Genomic DNA, 26,160 nt, shown 5'->3' with positions numbered 1-26,160 from the left:
CCGCGATACCGACAATTCCCCGACGTATACGCACACTTACCTCAATGTCGACATGGATGGGCCTCGCCCGCGTCCGGACGTCACCGTCCGTCGCGCTCAGCGATCACGTTACTAGCGCGCCAACCTCCGCCGTGACGAAAAGCGATGGCGCAGTCGGGGCCGTGGCGTCGAGCATGGGACCATGACCGACGCACCCGCGCGATGGACCCAGGCGACCGTTCACCCCGACATGTGGGCCGACCCCGACGCCGACCCCCGGAACAACGACGGACCCGCGCCGGACGGGGAACTCGCCACGCTGGTCGATGTGTTGACGAACTACCGGCTGACCCTGCGGATGAAGTGCGAGGGGCTGGACGCGGAGCAGTTGGCGCGCAGGTCGGTGCCGCCGTCGACGATGTCGCTGCTCGGGCTGGTGCGTCACCTCGCCGAGGCGGAGCGGGACTGGCGCAACTGGATCAGTGACGGGGAGCCGCTGCCGAAGCTGTACGGGAGGCGGGACGGGGACTTCGACGGGGCCGTCGGCGATCCGGTGGTGGTCGAGGCAGCGTACGCGGACCTGGAGCGTGAACAGGCGGCGACCGACGCCGCGTTGGACGGACACGCGGACCTGGGGGCGCGGCTGGGGAAGGAAGGGATCGCGGTGCGGGAGCTGTTGGTGCACCGGATCGAGGAGTACGCGCGTCACTGCGGGCACGCGGACCTGCTGCGGGAGTGCGTCGACGGGCGGGTCAGTTGCGGCGGAGGGCGCCCGTGCGGCGCAGGCGGCGTATGACCGAGCGGAGTTCGGGGGGCGTCGGGGGCGCGTCGGGGGCCTGCGGGGCGGCCCACAGGGCCAGTTCGCGGTCGCGGGGGCCGTGGAGGGTGTGGGGGTCGCCGTCGCCGAAGACGCGTACGGGGTGCCGCTCGGTCCAGCGTTCCCAGCCGGGGGTGCCGTCGGTCACGAACCGTACCCAGGCGCCGTGCATCGCGTCGGACAGTTCCCGCGGCGCGCCCTCGCCCGCGAGTTTGCGGGCGTCGGGTTCGTCGCCGCTGTCGAAGACGAAGCCCAGTTCGAGGGCGTGGCAGGCGCCCAGGCCGGGGCGGCGGGAGGGCCAGGCGAACTCGTAGACGTACGAAGGGGTGTCGCGGCCGTCGGCGAGGCGGTGCAGCGGGGCGCGCAGCAGGTGGTCGGTGACCATCTGGCCGACCGTTTCGGCGGTGCCGGCGTCAGGGTGCAGGGTGCGGTAGCCGCGCGGGACCTCGCTGCCGCAGTGGCAGCGGGCCATCGCGCCGGCCAGGGCGACCGCGCCGAGGCGGTCGACGCGTTCCAGGAGGCCGCCGGGGACCAGCCAGAGGCGGTACTCGTCGCGGGTCCAGCCGGTCAGGAGGTCGACGCCGGGGGCCGCGCCGCCGGTCAGGGCGTCCAGCGGGTCGCGCGGGACGAGGTCGCCGTCGACGACGATGCCGAACGCGGGGCCGCCCAGTACGGGGCTGCTGAGGCGGCCGACGTCGGCCTGCACGCGGAGCAGCTGCTCCCGGTCGGCGGCGGCGAAGGCCTCGGCGGTGGCGGGGATCTTCAGACGGTTCGCCATACGGCGGACCATGCGGCGTACCTTGTCGCGGTCCGTCACCTCGGGCGGGCCGCTCTGCAGGACGGCCCGGCGGACCAGGCCGCGTGCCTGCGGGGCGGCGAGGAGGGCGCCCGCGCTGATGGCTCCGGCGGACTGTCCGCCGAGGGTGACGCGGCCCGGGTCGCCGCCGAAGGCGGCTATGGAGGCGTGGACCCAGTGGAGGGCGGCGAGCTGGTCGCGCAGGCCGGGGTTGGCGGGGGCGTCGGGGAAGAGGCCGTAGCCCTCGACGCCGAGGCGGTAGTTGAGCGACACGAACACCACGCCGTCGCGGGCGAAGGTGCGGCCGTCGTAGACGGGCACGGCGGAGGAACCCCTGGTCAGGGCGCCGCCGTGGAGCCAGACCAGGACGGGGAGCCGGGCGTCGGGGGACGGGTCGGGCGTCCACACGTTCAGATTGAGGCAGTCGTCGCCCTCGATCACCGGGTCGGAGAGGTACTGGGCGAAGGCCTCGGAGTACGGGGGTTTCGGGGCCGTCGGACCGAAGGCGCCGGCGTCGCGTACGCCGGTCCAGGGCTCCGGCGGGACGGGCGGGCGGAAGCGGCGGGGGCCGAAAGGGGGTGCCGCGTACGGTATGCCCCGGAACACGGCGGCGTCCCGCTCCCAGCGGCCGCGTACGGCACCGTACGGCGTTCTGATCACGGGGTTCTCCCGGTCCGCCGTCATATGACCACCCGCCCTTCAGCGCGGCGTACCCGCTGCTCCCGCACCGGTATCACAAGAGCATCATGACGCTCACCTGTATTCCTGTCGTGCGAGGGTTCTTCCCTCGGGGGAAGAGGGTGATACCCCGGCCGGGTAGGCACGGGACGGCACCCCCGCCGGGTAGACACTGGGCGGCGCCCCCGCCGGGTACGGGCGGCACCCCACCCCGTACGGCGTGACGCGGATCACGGTCGCCTACCGCCCGATCTTGGAATGCGCGGCCCGTCGTTCTTGCTCCACTCGTCGTGGGCGTGCTCTGCCCATGGGCCGCACGATCCGGCCCGCCGTTCTCGAAAGGTTCCCCCGCACCATGCCCCTGGCTCTGCTCGCCCTGGCCGTCGTCGCGTTCGGCCTCGGCACGACCGAGTTCGCCACCATGGGGCTGCTGCCCCAGATAGCCGACGGGGTGGGCGTCTCCGTGCCGGACGCCGGCAACCTCGTCTCCGCCTACGCGCTCGGTGTCGTCGTCGGCGCGCCGGTGCTGACGGGCATCGGCGCACGCGTGCCCCACAAGCGGCTGCTGCTGCTCCTGACCGGGCTGTTCGTGGTCGGCAACATCGCGTCCGCGCTCGCGCCCACCTACGGCACGCTGTTCGGCGCGCGTTTCCTGACCGGGCTGCCGCACGGGGCGCTGTTCGGTGTGGGTGCCGTGGTGGCCTCCCGGCTGGTCGCGCCCGACCGGGCCGCGCGAGCCGTGTCGCGCATGTTCCTCGGGCTCACCGTCGCCAACATCGTCGGCGTCCCGGCCGGCACGGCCCTGGGCCAGCAGCTGGGCTGGCGGTCCGCGTTCCTCGCGATCGCCGTCATCGGTCTCGCCGCCCTCGCCGCGCTGGCCCTCTTCGTCCCCCACCAGCCCCGCGGCGGGCAGGCGGGCATCCGGCACGAGCTGCGGGCGATGGGCAACCGGCAGGTCGCGATCGGCCTGGCCGTCGCCGTGGTGGGCTTCGGCGGCTTCTTCGCCGTCTACAGCTACCTGGTGCCCATCCTGACGAACGTCACGGGCATCTCCGAGTCCTCGACCACCCTCGTGCTCGCGCTCTACGGCGTCGGCATGACGCTCGGCACCCTGATCGCCGGCCCGCTCACGGACCGCGCCCTGCGCCCGACGCTGTACGCGGGCCTCGCCCTGCTGGCCGCGGCACTGGTGACGTTCTCCTTCACCGTCCACAGCACCTGGCCCGCCCTGGTCACGATCACCTTCATCGGCGCGCTGGGCTCCCTCATCACCACGCCCGTGCAGATGCTGCTCATGGCCAAGGCGAAGGACGCCCCGACGATGGCGGCGGCCTCCAACCACTCCGCCTTCAACCTGGCCAACGCCGGCGGTGCCTGGCTCGGCGGGCTCGCCCTCTCCGCCGGCTGGGGCTGGACCTCCCCCGCGCTGGTCGGCGCCGTCCTCGCCGTGGCCGGACTCGGCCTCGCCCTCATGGGTGGCGTGATGAACCGCGACGACCGCCGCTCCGAGGTGATCACTTCGTCCGGCAGCGGGACCCCGGCGGAGACCGGCCGGGTCACCGCGGCCCACCGCCCGGACTGACCCGCTCCCCCACCCCGGCCGGGGCTCCCGGGTGTCCGATTCCTTCAAGACGGCCGGGGCGGCGCTGCCTACGGTGGGCGGCATGAGTGCACGATTCGACGCCATCGGAATGGTCGTCTCGGACATGGCCGCCTCCGTCGCCTTCTACCGGCGGCTGGGGTTCGCCTTTCCCGAGGGGGCCGAGACACAGGGACACGTGGAAGCGGAACTGCCGGGCGGGCTGCGGTTCATGCTGGACACGGAGGAGGTGGTCCGGTCCTTCCACACGGACTTCGAGCCGCCGGCGGACGGCGGCAGGACCTCCCTGGCGCTGCGGTGCGACGGTCCCGCCGACGTCGACACGCTCTTCGAGGAGATGACCGCCGCCGGCAGCCGCTACGAGATCAAGCCGTTCGACGCGCCGTGGGGGCAGCGTTACGCCGTCCTCCTCGACCCGGACGGAAACGGGGTGGACCTGTTCGCTCCGCTACCCGCCGGCGAGTAGGACGCCCAGCGGCAGCCCCGCCAAGTCCCTCACGTCCCGGGCCAGATGGGGCTGGTCGGCGTAACCGGCTCGGGCGGCCGTCTCGGCGAGGGGCACGCCCGCGCGGGCCAGGGCCAGGGCGCGGCGCATGCGCAGGATGCGGGCCAGCGTCTTGGGGCCGTAGCCGAACGCCGTGAGGGAACGGCGGTGCAACTGACGGGCGCCCAGACCCAGTTCGTCGGCGGTGCGGGCGACCGGGCGGCCCGCGTCGAGGGCGGTCACCAGGCGGGCGAGCAGGGGGTCGGGCGGGGCGGCCCGCGCTGCCACGCTCAGGGCCACTTCTTCCAGGCCGTGTGCCGGGTCGTCCGCCGCGTCGACCCGCGCGGTGAGACGCCGTACGTCCCCGGCCGGCCACAGGTCGGCCAGGTCGACACGGCGGTCGCGCAGTTCGTGGGCGGGGACGCCCAGCAGGGCGGGCGCGGTGCCGGGCGGGAAGCGGACGCCCGCCCAGGGGCCCGGCGGCCCGGATGTGAGGTGGGCGCGGGTGTCCGGGCCGGCGACCAGCAGGCGGCCGTCGTGCCAGAGCAGGTCCATGCAGCCGTCCGGCAGCACCCGGCCCTCCCCGCCGGCGGCGGGCGTGCTGGTCCACACCACGGCGCCCGTGAGCCGTGCCGCCCGTTCCCTGTACACGCCGCCCAGGCTACGCCGCCCCGCCGCGCCACTCCTGCGGGCTGACCCCGTAGGCCCGTTTGAAGGCGGTGGACAGGGCGAAGGCGCTGCCGTAGCCGACCTGGCGGGCGATCACGCCGATGGTGTCGCCGGTGTCACGGAGGCGGTCCGCGGCGAGGGCGAGGCGCCAGCCGGTGAGGTGGGTCATCGGGGGCTCGCCGACGAGCCGGGTGAAGCGGCGGGCCAGCGCGGCACGCGAGACGCCCGCCTTCGCGGCGAGGGCGGAGACCGTCCAGGGGTGGGCCGGGTCGCCCTGGAGCAGACGCAGCACCGGGCCGACGACGGGGTCGGACAGGGCCGCGTACCAGGCGGGCGGTTCCGCCTCCGGCCGGTCGAACCAGGTCCGCAGCGCGGCGATCACCAGCAGGTCGAGCAGCCGGTCCAGGACGACCTCCTGACCGGGTGCGTCCCGCACGACCTCCTCCATGAGGAACGGCGTGAGCGGGCGGTCCCACACGTCGGCGGTGAGGGAGAGCAGCGGGGGCAGCGCCTCCAGCAGGCGTCCGCCGGTCTCGCCGCGCATCCGGTAGGTGCCGATCAGCATCACCGTGCCGCCGTCGACGCGGTCGCCCCAGGTGCGGACTCCCAGGTCCATGACCCCGTTCAGGGGGCGTCCGTCGGGGTGGTGGCACTCGCCGCCGGGGAGGATCAGCGCCTGCGGGGCGGTTCCGGGGGCGTCGGCGCAGGTGTACGGGGCGGGGCCGCGCGCGATCGCGAGGTCGCCCGGGCGCAGGCGCAGGGGCTCTCCCGCGTCCGGCACGATCCACGCGTCGCCGCGCACGAGCAGCATCACCGTCAGCGGGGCGCGGTCCTCCACGCGTACCGCCCACGGCGGGTCGAAACACGCCCGGATCATGAACGCGCCGCGGGCTCGGGGGCCCTCCAGCAGGCCGGTGAGTGCGTCCATGGGGGCAGCGTAGGGCGCCGGTCACTTCTCCTCGTGCGGCGGGCTCTCGCCGTTGCGGTGATGGGTGCTCTTCGCGTGGGTGCGCAGGCGGGCCGTGACGTCCTCCGGGGGCAGGAAGCGGGACCAGCGCTCGGGGAACTCGGAGGGCATGTCCGGGTCGGCCTCGCCCGCCGCGGCGGCGGTGCGGGCGACGTACTCGGCGACCTGCGCCTGCCGCAGCCGCTCGTTGGTCTCGCGGGCCGCGGCGGTCGCGGCGGCCGGCCAGACCCGGTCGATGGCGGCGTTGACGGCCGCGCCGACGAGCACGGCGAACGCGGACACACCGATCCACAGCAGCACGGCGACGGGGGCCGCGAGGGAGCCGTAGATGGTGGGGCCCTCGACGGTGTTGGTGAGGTAGATCCGCAGCAGGAAACTGCCGAGCACCCACATGGCGAGGGCGACCAGCGCGCCGGGCACGTCCTCGATCCACGGCGAGCGCACGGGTACGGAGACGTGGTAGAGCGTGGTCAGGAAGGCCACGGACAGCAGGATCACGACCGGCCAGTACAGGACCTGCACGAGCGTCGTCGACCAGGGCACGATCTCCACGACCGCGTCCGGACCCGCGACCATCAGCGGCAGCGCGATCGAGCCGATCAGCAGGGCCACGATGAACAGCAGGAACGCCAGCAGCCGGGTCTTCACGATCCCGCGGACGCCGTCCAGGCCGTACATGACGGTGATCGTGTCGATGAAGACGTTCACCGCGCGGGAGCCCGACCACACGGCGATCAGGAAGCCGAGGGAGATGACGTCGGGCCGGCCTCCTTTGGTCACGTCCCGCAGGATCGGCTCCGCGATCTGGCTCACGCCCCGGTCGGAGAGGACCGTGCGGGAGGCGTCGAGGAGATTGCGCTGCAGGCTCTGGATGGTGTCGGCGCCGGTCCAGGCGTCGACGTAGCCGAGCAGGCCGATCATGCTGAGCAGCAGCGGCGGCACGGACAGCAGGGTGAAGAACGCGGCCTCGGCGGCCAGGCCGAGGATCCGGTACTCCATGCAGGAATTGACGGTGTCCTTCAGCAGCAGCCAGGCGGTCCTGCGTTTGGAGACGTTCCGGTAGAGGGCCCGCGCCCGGTGGAGGCGGCCGGAGGGCTCGTCTGGGGATTCACTTGCTGGCTGCACTCCCTAAAGGTATCCGTCGTGCCTGGTGGCACTCACCCAGAGGCCGGATCGCCGCGTGAGGGCGGACCGCCCCGGGGTACGTTCTGGGCATGGCAGGCAGCACGCACACGGTGACCAACCAGGCTCCCCCGCTGGAGCAGTACGACGTCTTCGGCGCCGACCGGGCCCTGGTGGAGGCGGTCCGGCGGCATCTGGCCGCGGACGTGCTGGAGGAGGGCCTGTCGGAACTGTCGGGTCTCGGGCGGACGGCCGGGTCCGCGCAGGTGCAGGAGTGGGGGGCGCAGGCCAACGAGCATCCGCCGCGGCTGCGCACCCACGACCGCTACGGCCACCGGATCGACGAGGTCGACTTCCATCCCTCCTGGCACCGGCTCCTCGGCAAGGGCGTCTCGGCGGGGCTGACGGCGGCGTGGGGCCGGCCGGGCGGCCATGTGCGGCGGGCGGCGGCGTTCCTGATGTGGACGCAGGTGGAGGCCGGCAACGGGTGCCCGCTGTCCATGACCCACGCGGCCGTGCCTGCGCTGCGTACGGACCCGGTGCTGGCGGCGGAGTGGGAGCCGCGGCTGACGTCCACCGTGTACGACCGTGCCCTGCGCCCGCCCGGGCAGAAGTCCGGCGTGCTGTTCGGGATGGGCATGACGGAGAAGCAGGGCGGCAGCGACGTACGGGCGAACACGACGGCGGCGCGCCCGCTGGCGGAGGACGGCGCGTACGAGCTCACCGGGCACAAGTGGTTCTGCTCGGCGCCGATGTCGGACGCGTTCCTGGTGCTGGCGCAGGCGCCCGGCGGGCTGACGTGCTTCCTGGTGCCGCGGGTGCTGGCGGACGGCACGCGCAACGTGTTCCTCATCCAGCGGCTCAAGGACAAGCTGGGCAACCGGTCCAACGCCTCCGCCGAGGTCGAGTTCGCCGGGACGTGGGCGCGCCGGGTCGGCGAGGAGGGGCGGGGGGTGCACACCATCATCGGGATGGTGGCGGCGACCCGGCTCGACTGCGTGCTGGGCTCGGCGGGGCTGATGCGGCAGGCCGTGGCGCAGGCGGTGCACCACTGCACCCACCGGGAGGCGTTCGGCGGGAAGCTCGTCGACAAGCCGCTGATGCGCAACGTGCTGGCCGACCTGGCGCTGGAGTCGGAGGCGGCGACCACGCTGGCGCTGCGGCTGGCGGCGGCGTACGACGACGGCGGCGAGCAGGAGCGGGCGCTGCTGCGGATCGCGGTGCCGGCGGCGAAGTACTGGGTGACCAAGCGGTGCGCGCCGCTGGCGGTCGAGGCGGCGGAGTGCCTGGGCGGCAACGGGTACGTCGAGGAGTCGGGGCTGCCCCGGCTGGTACGGGAGTCGCCGCTGAACTCGATCTGGGAGGGCGCGGGCAACGTCCAGGCGCTGGACGTGCTGCGGGCGCTGCGCCGGGAGCCGGGGGCGCTGGACGCGTATCTGCGGGAGGTGGGGCAGGCGCGCGGGGCGGATCACCGGCTGGACGCGGCGATCAAGGACCTGCTGACGGAGCTGGCCGACCTGGAGGGCGTCGAGGGCCGGGCACGGCGCCTGGTGGAGCGTCTCGCACTGGTGCTCCAGGGGTCGCTGCTGGTCCGGTTCGCCCCACCGGAGGTGGCGGACGCGTTCTGCGCGGGCCGCCTGAGCACCGACAGCGGCACAGCCTTCGGAACCCTGCCCCACACCCTGGACCTCACCTCGGTGGTGAACCGGGCCCGCCCGGTGCCCTAGACGCCCTCAGGGGCGCGGGGAACTGCGCGACAAGCCACCCACCCGCCGGCAGCCGCCGACGAAACAGCACCCCCCACAACGCACCGCGCGAACCGCCCAGCCGCCGCAGGCGCGGGGGTGGTGCTGCGCCGACACGGCACCACCCCCGCCACACAGGCCCCTTGAGAGCCGTGGACGCCGCTCGGGACGGCGTCGCCCAATCTTCAAACACGCCCCGGCCGTCCACCAGGGTTGCAGGGGGTTGCAACTTACTGTTCCCCTCCCCGTACTGAGCGTTCCCGCCGGGGGCAGACGGCAGTATGGGTCCGACAGGTTTTCTTCCGGGAGGTCCGGTGGCGCTCTCGCCGATGGACGTGACGCAGTTGGCCGCCGTCGACACGGCGCGCGCGGCGCGGGTGCTCGACGAGGTCCGCTCCGCCGCGCTGTCCGGGCGGCGCGTACCGATGGCTCCCCGCCCGGTGATCGGGCAGTCCTGGGAGCGGATGCTGCGCAGCGGCGTGGACCCGGACCACGACTTCCGCAGCCGGCTGCTCTCCCGCGAGGAGGTGCAGCGGCGGCGGGCGGCGTCGACGCTGCGGCATGTGCTGCCGGTGCTGCGGGAGGGACTGCTGTCGGTCGCGGACGTCGCCCGGCACATCATGGTGGTCGCCGACGAGGACGGCCGGGTGCTGTGGCGGGAGGGCAGCGCGCCGGTGCTGCGCAAGGCGGACGGGCTGGGCTTCGAGATCGGCGCCGACTGGAGTGAGGAGGTCGTCGGCACCAACGGGGTGGGGACCCCGGCGGTGACGGGACGCCCCGTGCAGGTGTTCGCCGCCGAGCATTTCGTACGGTCGCACGCCACCTGGACGTGTGCCGGGGCGCCGATCACGGATCCCCGGGACGGGCGGCTGATCGGTGTGGTGGACGTGAGCGGGCCGCTGGAGACGATGCATCCGGCCACGCTCGCCTGGGTCGACTCGGTGGCGAAGCTCGCCGAGGCGCGGCTGTGGGAGCGGCATGTGCGCGCGCTGGAGCGGCTGCGCGCGGTGGCGGCACCGGTGCTGGCGCGCACCGGCGGGCGGGCGCTGGTGGTGGACCGGCACGGGTGGACGGCGGCGGTGACCGGGATGCCGCACACGGAGCGGCTGGCGCTGCCCAAGTCGCTGTCGGCGGGCCTGCGGTGGCTGCCGGCGCTGGGCCGGTGCTCGCTGGAGCCGCTGGCCGGGGGCTGGCTGGTACGGGCGTCGGACGAGCCGGTGACGGGTGCCGGGACGCGGATCGTGCTGGACCTGCGGGAGCCGCGCCGCTGGTCGGTGGAGGTGTCCGGCGGGGCGGGCTCCTGGGTCCGGGAACTGAGCCCGCGGCACGCCGAGTTGCTGTACCTGCTGGCCGTGCACCGCACCGGCCGCACCGCGGCGGACCTCGCCGCGGACGTCTTCGGCGACCCGGCCCGTACGGTGACGGTGCGCGCGGAGATGTCCCGGATCCGGCGCTATCTAGGCGGCCTGCTGGACCACCGTCCGTACCGTTTCACGGAGTCGGCCGAGGTGGAGACGCTCCTGCCGGAGGACCCCCGCACGCTCTTCCCCGGGCTGCGTCACCGGCCCGCCCCGGTCCGGGGCCACTGAGGCGGTGCGGCACTCCTCCGCCGTGCCGTCCCGTCTCCCGCGCGGCCGGCTCGCGCAATTGCGGGGTCTTCGTCTCCTGGGGCCGCCGCCTGTCGTAGCATCCCGGTACGGGCCACCCCATCTGCTCCACGGTCAACCCGCGGATCACCGGACGCAGTTGGCTCGCCCCGGGAGGACGGTATGGGACATCGCGGCAGACACCGCCGGCGCAGAAGGGGCAGGGCGCTGCGGGCTGGGCTCGCCGGGACGGCGCTCGCCCTGACCGCCGCCGCCACCATGATCAGCGCTTCGCAGGCCACCGACGCCGATGATCCCGGGGCGCTGAAGCCACTGACCGCGGTCGCCGAGACCGCGCCGCTGCGGCTGGCGGAGGAGGGCGTTCCGGGCGAGGAGCTCGACCGTCTCGCCGACGGCATGGGCCGGCCCGTCGGGGTGGGTGCCGTGCTCGCCGATCCCGACGGTGCGCTGCGCGACGCGGCGGAGTGCACGGAGGACGAACGGCGGGGCCTGCCCGTCGAGCCCGCCGCGACACGGGCGTACTGCTGGCCGGGGCACGACACCGAAGGGTGGCGGGCCGGGGCGGTCACCACCTCCGGGGACGCGGACGAGGACGGCCGCTGGGGCGAGCACCGGGTGATCGTCTCCGGGTGGAGCAGGGCCACCGGCACCGCGGCGGAGCAGGGGCTCGCCCGGGTCGCCTTCGTGGACGCCGGTGAGAGCGGCGAACTCCGCTACACCTGGGCGCTGCTCGCCGTCCCGGTGGACGGGGGCCGGGACTACCGGGGTCTGGGCTCGAGCGTGTCGGGCATGGTCTGGTACCAGGACAAGCTGCTGGTCACCACCGGCCGGGGCGAGGGCGGCGCGCTGTACGTGTACGACCTGGACCGGGTGCAGCGGGCCACCGTGGAGGGCGCCTCCGTCGGCCGGGTGCCCGGCGGCTGGTCGGCGGCCGGGGCGCGGTACGTCCTCCCGGCGGTCGCCTCCTACCGGGCTACCGGTGCCGGCGCCCCGCAGCCCGGCGGCATCTCCCTGGACCGCAGCACCGCGCCGGACAGTCTGGTCGCGCACGAGGCGACGCCCGCCGGCGAGGACGGGCCGACCCGGCTGTGGCGGTACGCGTTCAGCGCCGAACCGGAGCGCGCCGGGCTACTCGACGCGGACCCGGTCGCGGTGTACGAGACCGAGCTGACCCATGTGCGCAGTGTGCTGTCGTACCGCTCGGGCTGGTACCTGGGCCGGATGACGGGGACGCCGGACGAGCGCGGCACGCTGTGGCGGCAGGACACGGACGGGGCGCGTCCCACCCGCTGCGGGGCGGACGAGACGCACCGCTGCTGGAGCGGCGAGGCGACGTCCCTGTCCTACTGGCAGGAGACGGGCGACGTGTGGTCGCAGTCCGGACGGATGCTGTTCGCGCTGCCGCTGGCGTCGGTGGACCGGTCCCTGGAGGACGAGGACTGAGACCTGTTGGTCAGGTGTTCGACAGACTCGTGTGCCGGATGGTTCCCTTTCGGACATGACGACCATCGCCGTGACCACCTGGTCCCTGGAGCAGACCTCGCCCGCCGATCTCCGTCCGGCCGCCGTGCCCGAGGGGGACGTGCGGGTGGTCCGCTCCGAGGTGCCCTCGCCCGAGTTCAGCCGTTTCCTGTACGCCTCGGTCGGCGGTGACATCCGCTGGACCGACCGGCTGGGCTGGACGTACGCGCAGTGGCTGGCGCACCTGGACCGGCCCGGAGTGGAGACCTGGGTGGCCTACGACCGCGGGACGCCGGCGGGGTACGTGGAGCTGGAGGCGCAGGAGGGCGGGGTCGTCGAAATCGTCTACTTCGGTCTCGTCGCCGCGTTCCGGGGGCGGCGCATCGGCGGACACCTGCTGTCGTACGGTACGGCCCGCGCCTGGGACCTGGCGGACCGTTGGCCCGGCCTGAAGCCGACCAGGAGGGTGTGGCTGCACACGTGCAGCAAGGACGGCGAGCACGCCATGGACAACTACCGGCGCCGGGGCTTCACCCTGTTCGACACCAAGGTCGAGGACGAGCCGGACGTGGCCACCGCGGGCCCGTGGCCCGGCGCCTACCCGGCCTGACCAGCACGGACAAGAGCGCTCGCGGCGCTTGTGACCAAGGACACCCTTGTCTCTCACTTCGAGACAAGGGTGTCCACATTTCGGATGACGGTGGACTGCCCCCAGATCGCCGTGCCACGCTTCCGTCATGCCTGGAACTGGAATCGCCTTGGTGAGTCGGCGGCACGTCGACCTCGGCCGCATGTCCAGCGCCATCTGTCCGGCGCGCTGAGAGCACCCAGCACCGCCCGGTACCCCCCTCTTCGCCTCCCCCCGCGCAATGCCGCGCACATCCCACCCGTGCGCGCATATGCGCAGGTCAGAGGATCCCTCCCGCCTGTCCCGAAGGACGTATCAACCATGGCCGCCACCCCGCAGAATCCTGCCGTCGCGCAGAAGCCTGCCGTCGCGACTCCCCGCCGCAAGGTGAGCCGTCACCGGGGAGAGGGACAGTGGGCCGTGGGGCACCTGACCCCGCTCAACGGCAATGAGCAGCTCAAGAAGGACGACGACGGTCTCAATGTGCGGACACGCATTGAGACGATCTACTCCAAGCGCGGATTCGCCTCGATCGACCCCAACGACCTGCGGGGACGCTTCCGTTGGTGGGGTCTGTACACGCAGCGCCGTCCGGGGATCGACGGCGGGCAGCACGCCGTGCTGGAGCCGGAGGAGCTCGAGGACGAGTACTTCATGATGCGGGTGCGCATCACCGGCGGCCGGCTCACCACCGAGCAGCTGCGGGTGATCGGCGAGGTCTCCGAGACCTACGCCCGCGGCACCGCCGACATCACCGACCGGCAGAACATCCAGTTCCACTGGGTGCGCATCGAGGACGTGCCCGCCATCTGGGAGCGCCTGGAGGCGGTCGGCCTGTCCACCACCGAGGCGTGCGGCGACTGCCCGCGCGGCATGCTCGGCTCCCCGGTCGCGGGGGTCGCCGCCGACGAGATCATCGACGGGACGGCGGCGCTGGACGAGATCGTCCGCCGCTACATCGGCGACCCGCGCTTCTCCAACCTGCCGCGCAAGTACAAGACGGCGGTCAGCGGCTCCCCGCTCCTCGACGTCGCGCACGAGATCAACGACATCTCCTTCGTCGGCGTGGTCCACCCCGAGCACGGCCCCGGCTTCGACCTGTGGGTCGGCGGCGGCCTGTCCACCAACCCCAAGTTCGGTGTGCGGCTGGGCGCCTGGGTGCCCGAGGCGGACGTGCCGGACGTGTGGGAGGCCGTGACCTCCGTCTTCCGCGACTACGGCTACCGCCGGCTGCGCAACCGGGCCCGGCTGAAGTTCCTGGTCGCCGACTGGGGTCCGGAGAAGTTCCGCCAGGTCGTGGAGGACGAGTACCTGGGCCGCAAGCTGATCGACGGTCCCGCCGTCGAGATGCCGGCGCAGGCGTGGCGCGACCACATCGGGGTGCACCGCCAGAAGGACGGCCGCTTCTACGTCGGCTTCGCCCCTCGGGTGGGCCGCATGGACGGCTCGCTGCTCACCAAGGTCGCCGAACTGGCCGAGAACCACGGCTCGGGCCGGGTCTCCACCACCGTCGAGCAGAAGATGATCGTCCTGGACGTGCCTCAGGACCGGGTCGACTCCCTCGTCGACGGTCTGGAGGCGCTCGACCTGAGGGTCAGCCCCTCCCCGTTCCGCCGCGGCACCATGGCCTGCACGGGCATTGAGTTCTGCAAGCTCGCCATCGTCGAGACCAAGGAGCGCGGCAGCGAACTCATCGACGAACTCGAGCGCCGGCTCCCCGACTTCGACGAGCCGCTCACCATCAACATCAACGGCTGCCCCAACGCCTGCGCCCGCATCCAGACCGCGGACATCGGTCTCAAGGGCCAGCTGGTCACCGACGCCGAGGGCAACCAGGTGGGCGGCTACCAGGTGCACCTGGGCGGAGCGCTCGGCCTGGAGCCGTCGTTCGGACGCAAGGTCCGCGGCCTGAAGGTGACCTCGGACGAACTGCCCGACTACATCGAGCGGGTCGTGAAGCGGTTCCAGGCGGAGCGCGAGGACGGCGAGCGGTTCGCGGCCTGGACCGCCCGCGCCTCGGAAGAGGCCCTGTCGTGAGCGAGCGGGCCGCGCCCTTCCACTGCCCCTACTGCGGCGACGAGGACCTGCGTCCCGGAGAGGGCCACGGGGCGTGGGAATGCGGCGCGTGCAACCGAGCCTTTCGGCTGAAGTTCCTCGGGCTGCTCAGCCGGGGCCTTGAGCGATCCGACACGGGAGGGGACCGGACATGACGGCGGTTCAGGAAGGGCGTACGGCCGGGGAGTTGAAGGAGCTGGCCGAGCGGGCGGGCCGGGAGCTGGAGGACGCCTCCGCACCGGAGATCCTCCGGTGGGCCGCCGAGACGTTCGGCAGCCGTTTCTGCGTGACCTCCTCCATGGAGGACGCGGTGGTCGCCCATCTCGCCTCCCGGGCGCTGCCCGGCGTCGACGTGGTGTTCCTCGACACCGGCTACCACTTCCCGGAGACCATCGGCACCCGCGACGCGGTCGAGGCCGTGATGGACGTCAACCTCATCACGCTGACCCCGCGGCAGTCCGTCGCCGAGCAGGACGCGGAGTACGGCCCGAAGCTGCACGACCGCGACCCCGACCTGTGCTGCGCGCTGCGCAAGGTGCGGCCGCTGGAGGAAGGCCTGAAGGGCTATCAGGCCTGGGCGACCGGCCTGCGCCGCGACGAGTCCCCGACCCGGGCGAACACCCCGGTCGTCGGCTGGGACGAGAAGCGGCGGAAGGTGAAGATCTCCCCCATCGCCCGCTGGACCCAGGACGACGTGGAGGCCTACGTGGCCGAGCACGGCGTGCTCACCAACCCGCTGCTGATGGACGGCTACGCCTCCGTGGGCTGCGCGCCCTGCACCCGCCGGGTGCGGGAGGGCGAGGACGCCCGCGCGGGCCGCTGGGCCGGACGCTCCAAGACCGAGTGCGGCCTGCACGGATGACGAACCCCCGAGTACAGCAGATACAGGAGACCGACGTGACGACCGGAGCCACCGTCTGGCTCACGGGTCTGCCGAGTGCCGGCAAGACCACCATCGCCTTCGAGCTGGCCGCCCGGCTGCGCGAGCGGGGCCGGCGGGTCGAGGTGCTCGACGGCGACGAGATCCGCGAGTTCCTCTCCGCGGGCCTGGGCTTCGGCCGCGAGGACCGGCACACCAACGTGCAGCGCATCGGCTTCGTCGCCGAACTGCTCGCCCGCAACGGCGTCACCGTGCTGGTCCCCGTGATCGCACCGTACGCCGACAGCCGCGACGCGGTACGCAAGCGGCACGCGGCGAACGGCACGGAATACGTCGAGGTGCATGTGGCGACCCCGGTCGAGGTGTGCTCCGTACGCGATGTGAAGGGCCTGTACGCCAAGCAGGCCGCGGGTGAACTCACCGGGCTCACCGGGGTGGACGACCCGTACGAGGAGCCCGAGACGCCCGATCTGCGGATCGAGTCGCAGAACCAGACCGTGCAGGAGTCCGCGGCGTCGGTGTACGCCCTGCTCAGCGAAAGGGGACTGGCATGACGACGACCGTCGCCACGGTCGAGGAGGGTACGGCCAGCCCGTACGCCCTCTCCCACCTGGACGCCCTCGAATCCGAGGCCGTGCACATCTTCCGCGAGGTGGCGGGCGAGTTCGAGAAGCCGGTGATCCTGTTCTCCGGCGGCAAGGACTCCATCCTGATGCTGCACCTGGCGCTGAAGGCGTTCACCCCTGCGCCGGTCCCGTTCTCGCTGCTGCACGTGGACACCGGGCACAACTTCCCCGAGGTGCTCGACTACCGGGACCGCACGGTCGCCCGGCACGGGCTGCGGCTCCATGTCGCCTCCGTGCAGGACTACATCGACCGGGGGGTGCTCAGGGAGCGCCCGGACGGCACCCGCAACCCGCTGCAGACCCTGCCGCTCACCGAGAAGATCCAGAGCGAGCGGTTCGACGCGGTGTTCGGCGGCGGACGCCGGGACGAGGAGAAGGCCCGCGCGAAGGAGCGGGTGTTCTCGCTGCGTGACGAGTTCTCCCAGTGGGACCCTCGCCGCCAGCGCCCCGAGCTGTGGAACCTCTACAACGGCCGGCACGCCCCCGGTGAGCACGTGCGCGTCTTCCCGCTGTCCAACTGGACCGAGCTGGACGTGTGGCAGTACATCGCCCGCGAGGGCATCGAACTGCCCGAGATCTACTACGCGCACGAGCGCGAGGTGTTCCGCCGCTCCGGCATGTGGCTGACCGCCGGTGAGTGGGGCGGCCCCAAGGACGGCGAGAGGATCGAGAAGCGGCAGGTGCGCTACCGCACGGTCGGCGACATGTCCTGCACCGGCGCGGTGGACTCCGACGCCGACACCATCGAGAAGGTGATCACCGAGATCGCCGCCTCCCGGCTCACCGAGCGCGGCGCCACCCGCGCCGACGACAAGCTCTCCGAGGCCGCGATGGAAGACCGCAAGCGCGAGGGGTACTTCTAGAGATGGGCACCATCACCACCGAGGAGCTCGCGGCCACCACGCTGCTGCGGTTCGCCACCGCCGGCTCCGTCGACGACGGCAAGTCCACCCTGGTGGGCCGGCTGCTGCACGACTCCAAGTCGGTCCTCACCGACCAACTGGAGGCCGTGGAGCGGGCGTCGGCGAACCGGGGCCAGGACGCTCCCGACCTGGCGCTGCTCACCGACGGCCTGCGCGCCGAGCGGGAGCAGGGCATCACCATCGACGTGGCCTACCGCTACTTCGCCACCCCCCGGCGGCGGTTCATCCTCGCCGACACCCCCGGCCATGTGCAGTACACGCGGAACATGGTCACCGGCGCCTCCACGGCCGAACTGACGGTGATCCTCGTCGACGCCCGCAACGGCGTGGTCGAGCAGACCCGCCGGCACGCCGCCATCGCCGCCCTGCTGCGCGTCCCGCACGTCGTCCTCGCCGTCAACAAGATGGACCTGGCCGGCTACCAGGAGTCCGTGTTCGCCGCCATCGCCGAGGAGTTCACGGCGTACGCGACGGAACTGGGCGTCCCCGAGGTCACCGCCATCCCGATCTCGGCGCTCGTCGGCGACAACGTGGTGGAGCCGTCCGCGCACATGGACTGGTACGGCGGCCCGACCGTGCTGGAGCACCTGGAGACCGTCCCGGTCAGCCACGACCTGGCGCACTGCCACGCGCGGCTGCCCGTGCAGTACGTGATCCGGCCGCAGAGCGCCGAGCACCCCGACTACCGGGGCTACGCGGGGCAGATCGCGGCGGGCACCTTCCGGGTGGGCGACGGGGTGACCGTGCTGCCGTCCGGGCGGACGACGACGGTGACGGGCATCGACCTGCTGGGCGAGCCGGTCGACATCGCCTGGACCCCGCAGTCGGTGACGCTGCTGCTCGCCGACGACATCGACATCTCCCGCGGCGACCTGATCGTCCCCAGCAAGGACGCGCCGGCCACCTCGCAGGACGTCGAGGCGACCGTGTGCCATGTCGCCGACCAGCCGCTGACCGTCGGCCACCGGGTGCTGCTCAAGCACGGCACGCGCACGGTGAAGGCGATCGTGAAGGACATCCCGTCCCGGCTGACGCTGGACGACCTGTCCCTGCACCCGCACCCCGGCACCCTCGGTGCCAACGACATCGGCCGGGTGAAGATCCGTACCGCCGAACCGCTGCCCGCCGACTCCTACGCGGACTCGCGGCGCACCGGCTCGTTCATTCTCATCGACCCGAGCGACGGCACCACGCTCACCGCGGGCATGGTCGGCGAGTCCTTCGCCGCGCCGGAGCCCGTCAGGGACGAGACCGAGGACGACGGGTGGAACTTCTGACCATGAACTCCACCGATTTCTACGCGACGTTCGCGAAGGAGGGCGGCCGGGTTGGCAGCGGCGCCCTCGGCGCCGGGCAGGGCGGGGTCGACCGATGTGTGCGCTGACGTACGCGCACCGCTCGCGCGCCCTCACCCCCCGCCGTAGACGAAAACCCGCCGACTTCCCGGCCACGGCCTGACATGCCGTGACCGCCGGGCCTCCGAGAGGACAGCCTCCCGTGCCTGCCACGACAGCCCTGCGCCGTACCTTCGCGGTGATGGCCGCGCTCCCACTGCTCACCCTGGCCGCCTGCGGCTACGGCTCCCAGGCCAAGGACGACGGCGCGGCGAAGGTCGCCGCCGGGGCGGAGAAGACCGACGGTCTCGACTCCGTCAGGATCGGCTACTTCGGCAACCTGACCCACGGCACGGCGCTGGTGGCCAGGAAGAAGGGTCTGTTCCAGAAGGAACTCGGCGGCACGGAGGCGAAGTACGCCGTCTTCAACGCGGGGCCGTCCGAGATCGAGGCGCTCAACTCCGGTTCGATCGACATCGGTTTCATCGGCCCGTCCCCGGCGGTCAACGGCTACACCAAGTCGGGCGGCAAGAACCTGCGGATCATCGGCGGTTCGGCGTCCGGCGGGGTGAAGCTGGTGGTGAACCCGGACACGGTGAAGTCGCTGAAGGACGTCGAGGGCAAGCGGATCGCGACCCCGCAGCTCGGCAACACCCAGGACGTCGCGTTCCTCAACTGGGCTGCCGAGCAGGGCTGGAAGGTCGACGCGCAGAGCGGCAAGGGCGATGTCACGGTCGTCCGCAGCGACAACAAGGTCACCCCGGACGCGTTCCGGGCCGGGTCGGTCGACGGCGCCTGGGTGCCGGAGCCGACCGCCTCGAAGCTGGTCGCCGAGGGCGGCAAGGTGCTGCTGGACGAGGCGTCGCTGTGGCCCGACGAGAAGTTCGTGATCACGAACATCATCGTGCGCCAGGAGTTCCTCCAGCAGCACCCGAAGGCGGTCGAGGCGGTACTGAGGGCGTCCGTCGGGGCCAACGCGTGGATCAACGCCCACCGGGACGAGGCGAAGACGGTCGCCAACGAGCAGCTGGAGACCGACTCCGGCAAGGCGCTGCCCGCCGAAGTGCTGGACCCGGCGTGGGAGTCCATCCGGTTCATCGACGACCCGCTGGCCGCCACCCTCGACGCCCAGGCGGAACACGCCGTCAAGGCGGGCCTGCTGGAACGGCCCGACCTGAACGGCATCTACGACCTGACGCTGCTCAACAAGGTCCTGAAGACCGCCGGTGAACCGGCCGTCGACGACGCCGGCCTGGGCGCCGAGTAAGCCCGGATCACGAAGAGTTCCCAGGAGGTGACGACCATGGCCACAGCCACAACCCTCGCCAAGGCCGCCGACGGCACGGAGGCGGCCACGCACGCCGCCCGCATCGAGCATGTCTCGAAGTCGTTCGCCGGGCCCGCCGGGCAGCAGCTCGTGCTGGACGACATCACCCTCGATGTCGCACCCGGCGAGTTCGTCACCCTCCTGGGTGCCTCGGGCTGCGGCAAGTCGACGCTGCTGAACCTGGTCGCGGGCCTGGACCGGCCCACGGCCGGGGCGATCAGCACGGACGGCCGGCCGGCCCTGATGTTCCAGGAGCACGCCCTCTTCCCGTGGCTGACCGCGGGCAAGAACATCGAACTCGCCCTGAAACTGCGGGGCGTACCGAAGAACGAGCGCCGCGGCCGGGCCGAGGAGCTGCTGGAGCTGGTCCGGCTGAAGGGCTCGCACGGCAAGCGGGTGCACGAGCTGTCCGGCGGTATGCGCCAGCGGGTGGCGCTGGCCCGGGCGCTCGCGCAGGAGAGCAAACTGCTGCTGATGGACGAGCCGTTCGCGGCCCTGGACGCCATCACCCGGGACGTGCTGCACGACGAGCTGACCCGGATCTGGCGCGAGACGCGCCTGTCGGTGCTGTTCGTCACGCACAACGTGCGCGAGGCGGTCCGGCTCGCCGAGCGGGTGGTGCTGCTGTCCTCCCGCCCGGGGCGGATCGCCCGTGAGTGGACGGTCGGCATCCCGCACCCGCGCCGCATCGAGGACACCGCCGTGGCGGAACTGTCCGTCGAGATCACCGAAGAACTCCGTGGGGAGATCCGCCGTCATGGCCAGCACTGAGACGACCGCGAAGGACGGGGACGGGGGCGACCTCGCCGGTCTGGAGGCGGGCCTCGACGCACTGGAGACGGTGCAGACCGGCCGCAGGCCGCTGCGGCAGACCCTCAGGGAGAAGGTCCTCCCGCCGGTCGTCGCGGTGGCGCTGGTGCTGGCGGTCTGGCAGGCCCTGGTCTCCTTCAGGATCGTCGACGACCCGACCAAGCTGCCCTCACCGGGGGCGGTGTGGGCCGTACTGCGCGAGGCGTGGCTCCAGGGCGAGCTGCTCGGCTACATCTGGACCAGCGTCTCGCGCGGTCTGCTCGGCTTCTTCTTCGCGCTGCTGATCGGCACCCCGCTGGGGCTGCTGGTGGCGCGGGTGAAGGTGGTCCGCTCGGCGATCGGACCGATCCTGTCCGGCCTGCAGTCGCTGCCGTCGGTGGCGTGGGTGCCACCCGCGGTGATCTGGCTGGGCCTGAACAACTCGATGATGTACGCGGTGATCCTGCTCGGCGCGGTCCCCTCGATCGCCAACGGCCTGGTCTCCGGCGTCTCCCAGGTGCCGCCGCTGTTCCTGCGGGCCGGACGCACGCTGGGCGCGACGGGACTGAAGGGCACCTGGCACATCGTGCTGCCGGCCGCGCTGCCCGGCTATGTGGCGGGGCTCAAGCAGGGCTGGGCGTTCTCCTGGCGCTCGCTGATGGCCGCGGAGATCATCGCGTCCTTCCCCGACCTCGGCATCGGCCTGGGCCAGTTGCTGGAGAACGGCCGCAACGCCAGCGACATGGCCATGGTGTTCGAGGCGATCCTGCTGATCCTGACCGTCGGTATCGCCATCGACCTGCTGATCTTCAGTCCGCTGGAGCGGTGGGTGCTGCGCAGCCGCGGTCTGCTGGTGAAGAGCTGAGGCATCCCATGCGTCGTCCGGTACTTCTCGTCATCGCCCACGGCAGCCGCGATCCGCGGCACGCCGCGACCGTGCACGACCTGGTGCGGCGGGTGCGGTCGCTGCGGCCGGGGGTGCGGGTGGAGACCGGCTTCCTGGACTTCAACATCCCTTCCGTGCAAGGGCTGCTGGAGTCCCTGGACGCGGAGGGCGTCCGTGATGTGGTGGCCCTGCCGCTGCTGCTGACCCGCGCCTTCCACGCCAAGTCGGACATCCCGGCGGTGCTGGCCGAGGCCCCGCCGCGGCTGCGGATCCGCCAGGCCGAGGTGCTGGGTCCGTCCCCGCTGCTGCTGTCGGCCCTGGAGCGCCGGCTGTACGAGGCGGGCCTGACGCCCGCCGACAAGTCCTCGACCGGGGTCGTCCTGGCCTCGGCGGGGTCCTCCGACCCGGAGGCGATCGCAGTGATCGCAGAAATCGCGCGGGAGTGGCGGCACACCGGTTGGTGCGCCGTGCGGCCTGCGTTCGCCTCCGCATCCCTCCCCCGCACCGAGCAGGCGGTGCGCGAACTGCGCGCGCTCGGCTGCGCACGCGTCGCCGTCGCCCCGTACGTGCTGGCACCCGGGTACCTCCCGGACCGTATCGCCCGGGGCGCGGCGGAGGCGGACGTCCTGGCGGACGTCCTGGGCCCGGCGCCGGAGGTGGCGCGGGTCCTGCTGGACCGGTACGACGCGGCCCGGGTACCGCGGCTCACGGCAGTCGGCGCCTGACCGCTCGCGCGGGGCGGGGCCGGGGGGCGCTCGTCTCAGGGTCGGTGCGAGTCGCCCCGGCCCACGGTCTCCGGGGCCCGCCCCGGGCCCCGGCCGCCGTGCTCCGGCCGCCGACTTCGACCTCCGCGCTTCGACCTCCGCGCCCCGGCCCCCGCTCCCGGCACCGGTTCCCGTCCCCGCGCCGGGCTCAGGCGAAGGACAGGTCGCCCGTCCGGGTTCGTTTCAGTTCGAAGACGTCGGGGTCGGCTGCCAGGACGCGGAAGCTGTCGAAGAGGGCGGTCGCGCGGTCGCCGCGGGGGATCGCCCTCAGGACGGGGCCGAACCACACGGTTCCGTCGACATGGAGGGTGGGCGTCCCCACGTAGGCGCCCGTGTCCGGTTCGGCGCCCGCCTCGTGGCTGCGGCGCACGGCGTCGTCGTACGCCGGGTCGTGCGCGGCCGCCGCGAGGTCGGCGGGCAGGCCCAGCTCGGTGAGGGATGCGGCGATCACGGTGTCGAAGTCCTCGATGCCGCGTTCGTGGATGCGGGTGCCGAGGGCCGTGTAGAGGTCGCGCAGCACCTTCTCGCCGTGCCGTTCCGCCGCGGCGACCGCGACCCGTACCGGGCCGATCGAGCGGTCGACCAGGTCCCGGTACCAGTCGGGCAGTTCGTTGCCGGTGTTGTGCAGGGAGAGGCTCATGACGTGGAAACGCAGGTCGAGGGGGCGTTCGCGTTCGACCTCCAGCAGCCAGCGGGAGGTGATCCAGGCGAAGGGACAGGCGGGGTCGAACCAGCAGTCGACGCGGGTGGGTGATCCATCGCTCATGCGTCGACCGTATGTGCCGCGGGCGGCAGGCACTTGGTCCACTTCGCCGTCCTGTCAGTGGTCCAATCAGGCCGGTGTCCCGGCCGGCCGGTCCCCGGTGAGCTCCACGAGCTTGGTCACCGTGTTCCAGTTGCGGCTGGTGGCGACGACGCCCTTGGTGACGCGGGGCCTGGACAGCTGATCGGCGAGTGTGGAGCGGCCCAGGCCGTCCGGTGCGTAGAGGTAGAGCGCGCGGTCGCCGAGGCTGAACTCCTCGGGGAGGCAGGACGTCTGGTCGATCCCGGCGAAGCGTTCGGCGGTGACGGGCGCCGAGAAGTAGGTGACGTGGAGCTGTTTGGGCTCCAGTTCGCCCGCCGGGTACGGGCAGGCCTCGACGACGCCCTTCAGATAGGCGTGGTCGCGCACGATCACGTCCACCGCGAAGCCGAAGTGCCGTTCGATCGCCGTGGACAACTCAGCAGCCAGTGACTCCTCGTCGCCGTGGTCGGAGGTGAACACCGCCTGACCGCTCTGGAGATGGGTCCGCACGCCGTCGTGGCCGAGGCCCTCCACGAGGGTGCGCAGTTCGGCCATCGGGACTTTCCTGCCGCCGCCCACGTTGATGCCGCGCAGCAGCGCCGCGTATCTGGTCGCCATCCGCACACGATAGACGGCCGTCGTGCCCCGTGGGGGCGGGCACGACGGCCGGGTCCGCGCGGCGGACTTCGCGAAACTCTGGCGGACCGGCGCGGCCCGGAGCAACCGGTACACGCGTCTGTGACTTATTCAACAAGGTTGCGGAACCACCGGCCGTACTCCGGACCCTGATCGTCGTCGCCCACCTGTCCGGGTACATGTAGGGGGCGCTTGTCCTCCTCAGTGGGGAGAACGGGAACGCCGAGGGGATGACTCCGGGCGCCCGAGCTTCACCGGACAGCACGACGAGACGCGCTTACGCGGCCCATACCTTCGAAAAGGTCAGGTGGCGGCAGGGGGTCGCTGCCGAACACGAGGGAGCGAGCCCGTCATGGGGAACGGAGATTCGCGGGTACGGGGCCTCGCCGCCCGGGCCGGCGGCTGGAGCGCCCGGCACCGCTGGGCGGCGGTCGGCATCTGGGTGCTGTTCGTCGTGCTGGCGATGGGGCTCGGTTCGGCCGCCGGCCGGGTCGACGTCGGCAACAGCGATCAGCTCAAGGGGGAGACCAGCACCGCCGCCCGTATCGTCGAGGACGCGGGCATCGAGGAGCCGGCCAGTGAGACCGTGCTCGTCCAGGCGAAGGGCGACGGCCTCACCGCCACCGACGAGGAGTTCCGGTCGGCGGTCACCGCGGTCGTCGCGGCCGTGGAGAAGACCGGTGAGGTCACCGCGGTCACCTCGCCCTACGAGAGCGACACCATCTCCGAGGACGGGCGCAGCGCGCTGGTCCAGTTCGACATGCGCGGCGACTCCGACACCGCCGGTGACCGTGTCGAGCCGGTGCTGAAGGCCGTGGCGGACGTCCAGAAGGAGCACGGCTCGCTGCGGATCGAGGAGATCGGCGGCGCCAGCATGATGAAGACGTTCGACGACGCGTTCGGCGACGACTTCAAGAAGGCCGAGTACTCGGCGGTGCCCGTGGCCCTCGGCATCCTGCTGATCGCGTTCGGCGCGCTGGTGGCGGCGCTGCTGCCGGTGGTGCTGGCGATCACCGCGATCATGGCGACGATGGGTCTGATGGGCCTGGTCAGCCATCTCCAGCCGATGAGCGAGACCGCGAACTCGGTGATGCTGCTGGTGGGTCTGGCCGTCGGGGTCGACTACTGCCTGTTCTACCTGCGCCGTGAGCGTGAGGAGCGGGCGGCAGGACGGGACGCGCAGACGGCGCTGCGGATCGCCGCGGCGACCAGTGGCCGGGCGATCGTCGTCTCCGGTGTCACCGTGTGCGTGGCGATGGCGGGCATGCTGTTCACCGGTCTCGCCGAGTTCGAGGCGATGGGTCTGGCCTCGCTGATGGTGGTGGCGGTCGCCATGGTCGGCTCCGTGACGGTGCTGCCGGCCCTGCTGTCGCTGCTCGGCGAGCGGGTCGAGAAGGGCCGCGTGCCGTTCCTGCGCCGGAAGCGCGCGAGCGGGAGCACGGACAGCCGGTTCTGGACCGCCGTACTGAAGCGGGTGCTCGCGCGGCCGGTGCTCGCCGCCGTGCTGGCGACCGGGGCCCTGCTCGCCGTGGCCGCTCCCGCGGTCGGCATGAAGACCCAGAACCTCACGCTGGACCAGGAGTTCGGCGACTCGCTGCCGATCGTGCAGACGTACAACCGGGTCAACGAGGCGTTCCCGGGCGGCTCCGAACCGGCCGAGATGGTCGTCAAGGCGAAGGACATCGACGCCCCCGAGGTGACGGCCGCGCTCGCCGACTTCCGGGAGCGGGCGGTCAGTTCGGGCGCCTCGCGGGGCCCGGTCGAGATCAAGGTGCACGACCGGCAGAACATCGCCTTCGTCTACGTACCGCTGGTCGGCGGCTCCGACCAGGACAGGGCGGGCGAGAGCCTGGACGTGCTGCGCGACGAGGTGCGGCCCGCCACGCTCGGCACGGTGGACGGGGTCGAGGCGCCGATCACCGGGCAGATCGCCGGCTCCAAGGACTTCAACGACCAGCTGGTCGGCTCCGTCCTCCCGGTCTTCGTCTTCGTGGTGGTCTTCGCCTTCCTGCTGATGCTGCTGTCCTTCCGCTCGCTGACGGTCGCGATCACCTCGATCGTGCTGAACCTGCTGTCGGTGGGCGCCGCCTACGGCATCCTCGTGGCGGTCTTCCAGCACGGCTGGGGCGCGTCCCTGGTGGGCGCGGAGGGCGTCGGCGCGATCATCACCTGGCTGCCGCTGTTCCTGTTCGTGATCCTGTTCGGCCTGTCGATGGACTACCACGTGTTCGTCGTCTCCCGGATCCGCGAGGCACGGATGCGGGGCCGTACGACGCGGGACGCGATCCAGCACGGTGTGGTCACCACGGCCGGTGTGGTCACCAGCGCCGCCGTCATCATGGTCGCCGTGTTCGCGATCTTCGGGACGCTGTCCATGCAGTCCATGAAGCAGATGGGCGTCGGCCTGGCGGCCGCGGTGCTGATCGACGCGACGATCATCCGGGGCGTGCTGCTCCCGGCGGTGATGGCGCTGCTCGGCGAGCGCAACTGGTACCTGCCGAAGTGGCTGCACCGGATGCCGGACCTGACGCACGACGAGTCGCCGCAGCCGGTGGCGCCTCCGGCGGCCCGGGACGACCAGGGCGAGCGGGTACCGGTGTGAT

24 protein-coding genes are annotated in these 26,160 nt (G+C 72.4%); 18 read left to right on the top strand and 6 right to left on the bottom strand.

Translation table 11 applies throughout. The annotated features are described in order from the left end of the window. Positions 1 to 181: 181 nt before the first annotated feature. Positions 182 to 775, top strand: coding sequence for a DinB family protein (locus ACZ434_RS11425; RefSeq protein WP_468454250.1), 594 nt, complete (start codon positions 182 to 184; stop codon positions 773 to 775). Here ACZ434_RS11425 and ACZ434_RS11420 read toward each other — a convergent pair. Further along, positions 732 to 2,276, bottom strand: a complete 1,545-nt coding sequence (locus tag ACZ434_RS11420) for a carboxylesterase/lipase family protein (protein ID WP_468454248.1) — start codon at positions 2,274 to 2,276, stop codon at positions 732 to 734. The genes ACZ434_RS11425 and ACZ434_RS11420 overlap by 44 nt on opposite strands. 349 nt (positions 2,277 to 2,625) lie before the next feature. Between ACZ434_RS11420 and ACZ434_RS11415 the strand changes: the two genes are divergently transcribed. Together ACZ434_RS11415 and ACZ434_RS11410 are read left to right on the top strand one after the other, a co-directional pair. Continuing rightward, complete coding sequence (locus tag ACZ434_RS11415; protein ID WP_468454246.1) at positions 2,626 to 3,852, top strand: MFS transporter; 1,227 nt, start codon at positions 2,626 to 2,628, stop codon at positions 3,850 to 3,852. Positions 3,853 to 3,934: 82 nt separating this feature from the next. Further along, positions 3,935 to 4,336: a VOC family protein gene (locus ACZ434_RS11410; RefSeq protein ID WP_468454244.1), complete on the top strand. Its 402-nt coding sequence runs from the start codon at positions 3,935 to 3,937 to the stop codon at positions 4,334 to 4,336. Here ACZ434_RS11410 and ACZ434_RS11405 read toward each other — a convergent pair. From ACZ434_RS11405 to ACZ434_RS11395, 3 genes are read right to left on the bottom strand one after another with little or no spacing between them, the layout of a single operon-like run. Beyond that, a complete protein-coding gene (locus ACZ434_RS11405; RefSeq protein WP_468454242.1) occupies positions 4,319 to 5,005 on the bottom strand; it encodes a helix-turn-helix domain-containing protein in 687 nt (228 codons plus the stop codon). The two genes, ACZ434_RS11410 and ACZ434_RS11405, sit on opposite strands and share 18 nt — an antisense overlap. Before the next feature lie 10 nt (positions 5,006 to 5,015). Further along, complete coding sequence (locus ACZ434_RS11400) at positions 5,016 to 5,951, bottom strand: AraC family transcriptional regulator (RefSeq protein ID WP_468454240.1); 936 nt, start codon at positions 5,949 to 5,951, stop codon at positions 5,016 to 5,018. 21 nt (positions 5,952 to 5,972) lie between these two features. Continuing rightward, entirely contained in the window at positions 5,973 to 7,115 is a 1,143-nt protein-coding gene (locus ACZ434_RS11395; protein ID WP_468454238.1) for a YihY/virulence factor BrkB family protein, read from the bottom strand. A gap of 89 nt (positions 7,116 to 7,204) precedes the next feature. Between ACZ434_RS11395 and ACZ434_RS11390 the strand changes: the two genes are divergently transcribed. The 14 genes from ACZ434_RS11390 (at position 7,205) to ACZ434_RS11325 (ending at position 22,098) form a co-directional block, all read left to right on the top strand. Further along, positions 7,205 to 8,839 carry an acyl-CoA dehydrogenase family protein gene (locus ACZ434_RS11390; RefSeq protein WP_468454236.1) on the top strand — a complete coding sequence of 545 codons (1,635 nt, stop codon included), beginning with the start codon at positions 7,205 to 7,207 and terminating at the stop codon, positions 8,837 to 8,839. 347 nt (positions 8,840 to 9,186) lie between these two features. Then, positions 9,187 to 10,446: a helix-turn-helix domain-containing protein gene (locus tag ACZ434_RS11385; RefSeq protein ID WP_468454531.1), complete on the top strand. Its 1,260-nt coding sequence runs from the start codon at positions 9,187 to 9,189 to the stop codon at positions 10,444 to 10,446. 180 nt (positions 10,447 to 10,626) lie between these two features. Further along, positions 10,627 to 11,907, top strand: a complete 1,281-nt coding sequence (locus ACZ434_RS11380; protein ID WP_468454234.1) for a hypothetical protein — start codon at positions 10,627 to 10,629, stop codon at positions 11,905 to 11,907. A gap of 55 nt (positions 11,908 to 11,962) precedes the next feature. Continuing rightward, positions 11,963 to 12,535 carry a GNAT family N-acetyltransferase gene (locus tag ACZ434_RS11375; RefSeq protein ID WP_468454232.1) on the top strand — a complete coding sequence of 191 codons (573 nt, stop codon included), beginning with the start codon at positions 11,963 to 11,965 and terminating at the stop codon, positions 12,533 to 12,535. Between the two features lie 127 nt (positions 12,536 to 12,662). Beyond that, positions 12,663 to 12,746 carry a putative leader peptide gene (locus ACZ434_RS11370; RefSeq protein WP_310887545.1) on the top strand — a complete coding sequence of 28 codons (84 nt, stop codon included), beginning with the start codon at positions 12,663 to 12,665 and terminating at the stop codon, positions 12,744 to 12,746. Between the two features lie 128 nt (positions 12,747 to 12,874). Further along, positions 12,875 to 14,590, top strand: coding sequence for a nitrite/sulfite reductase (locus ACZ434_RS11365; protein WP_468454230.1), 1,716 nt, complete (start codon positions 12,875 to 12,877; stop codon positions 14,588 to 14,590). Positions 14,591 to 14,759: 169 nt separating this feature from the next. Further along, a complete protein-coding gene (locus tag ACZ434_RS11360) occupies positions 14,760 to 15,470 on the top strand; it encodes a phosphoadenylyl-sulfate reductase (protein WP_468454228.1) in 711 nt (236 codons plus the stop codon). 35 nt (positions 15,471 to 15,505) lie between these two features. Beyond that, positions 15,506 to 16,042, top strand: coding sequence for an adenylyl-sulfate kinase (gene cysC, locus ACZ434_RS11355; RefSeq protein ID WP_468454226.1), 537 nt, complete (start codon positions 15,506 to 15,508; stop codon positions 16,040 to 16,042). Then, positions 16,039 to 16,977 (top strand): sulfate adenylyltransferase subunit CysD, encoded by a 939-nt coding sequence (gene cysD / locus ACZ434_RS11350; protein WP_468454224.1) that lies wholly within the window; start codon positions 16,039 to 16,041, stop codon positions 16,975 to 16,977. The genes cysC and cysD overlap by 4 nt, the downstream gene beginning before the upstream one ends. A gap of 2 nt (positions 16,978 to 16,979) precedes the next feature. Then, the gene (locus ACZ434_RS11345; RefSeq protein WP_468454222.1) at positions 16,980 to 18,314 is read left to right on the top strand and encodes a sulfate adenylyltransferase subunit 1; all 1,335 of its coding nucleotides are present in this window, start codon (positions 16,980 to 16,982) and stop codon (positions 18,312 to 18,314) included. Between the two features lie 220 nt (positions 18,315 to 18,534). Next, positions 18,535 to 19,638, top strand: coding sequence for an aliphatic sulfonate ABC transporter substrate-binding protein (locus tag ACZ434_RS11340; protein WP_468454220.1), 1,104 nt, complete (start codon positions 18,535 to 18,537; stop codon positions 19,636 to 19,638). A 36-nt stretch (positions 19,639 to 19,674) separates the two neighbouring features. After that, positions 19,675 to 20,469, top strand: coding sequence for an ABC transporter ATP-binding protein (locus ACZ434_RS11335; RefSeq protein WP_468454218.1), 795 nt, complete (start codon positions 19,675 to 19,677; stop codon positions 20,467 to 20,469). Then, positions 20,456 to 21,352, top strand: coding sequence for an ABC transporter permease (locus ACZ434_RS11330; protein ID WP_468454216.1), 897 nt, complete (start codon positions 20,456 to 20,458; stop codon positions 21,350 to 21,352). Before ACZ434_RS11335 ends, ACZ434_RS11330 begins: the two co-directional genes overlap by 14 nt. Positions 21,353 to 21,360: 8 nt before the next feature. Further along, a complete protein-coding gene (locus ACZ434_RS11325; protein WP_468454214.1) occupies positions 21,361 to 22,098 on the top strand; it encodes a sirohydrochlorin chelatase in 738 nt (245 codons plus the stop codon). Positions 22,099 to 22,285: 187 nt separating this feature from the next. Here ACZ434_RS11325 and ACZ434_RS11320 read toward each other — a convergent pair whose 3' ends face one another. Next, on the bottom strand, positions 22,286 to 22,903 hold the full coding sequence (locus ACZ434_RS11320) for a mycothiol-dependent nitroreductase Rv2466c family protein (RefSeq protein ID WP_468454212.1): 618 nt from the start codon (positions 22,901 to 22,903) through the stop codon (positions 22,286 to 22,288). 66 nt (positions 22,904 to 22,969) lie between these two features. Further along, positions 22,970 to 23,539 (bottom strand): DUF1697 domain-containing protein, encoded by a 570-nt coding sequence (locus tag ACZ434_RS11315; protein WP_468454210.1) that lies wholly within the window; start codon positions 23,537 to 23,539, stop codon positions 22,970 to 22,972. Positions 23,540 to 23,909: 370 nt separating this feature from the next. Here ACZ434_RS11315 and ACZ434_RS11310 point away from each other — a divergent pair, with 370 nt between their 5' ends. Next, entirely contained in the window at positions 23,910 to 26,159 is a 2,250-nt protein-coding gene (locus ACZ434_RS11310; protein ID WP_468454208.1) for an MMPL family transporter, read from the top strand. The last annotated feature ends 1 nt before the right edge of the window (position 26,160 follow it).

Source organism: Streptomyces sp. NPDC030893, from assembly GCF_055571535.1.
This window is presented reverse-complemented; position numbering and strand designations above follow the sequence as displayed.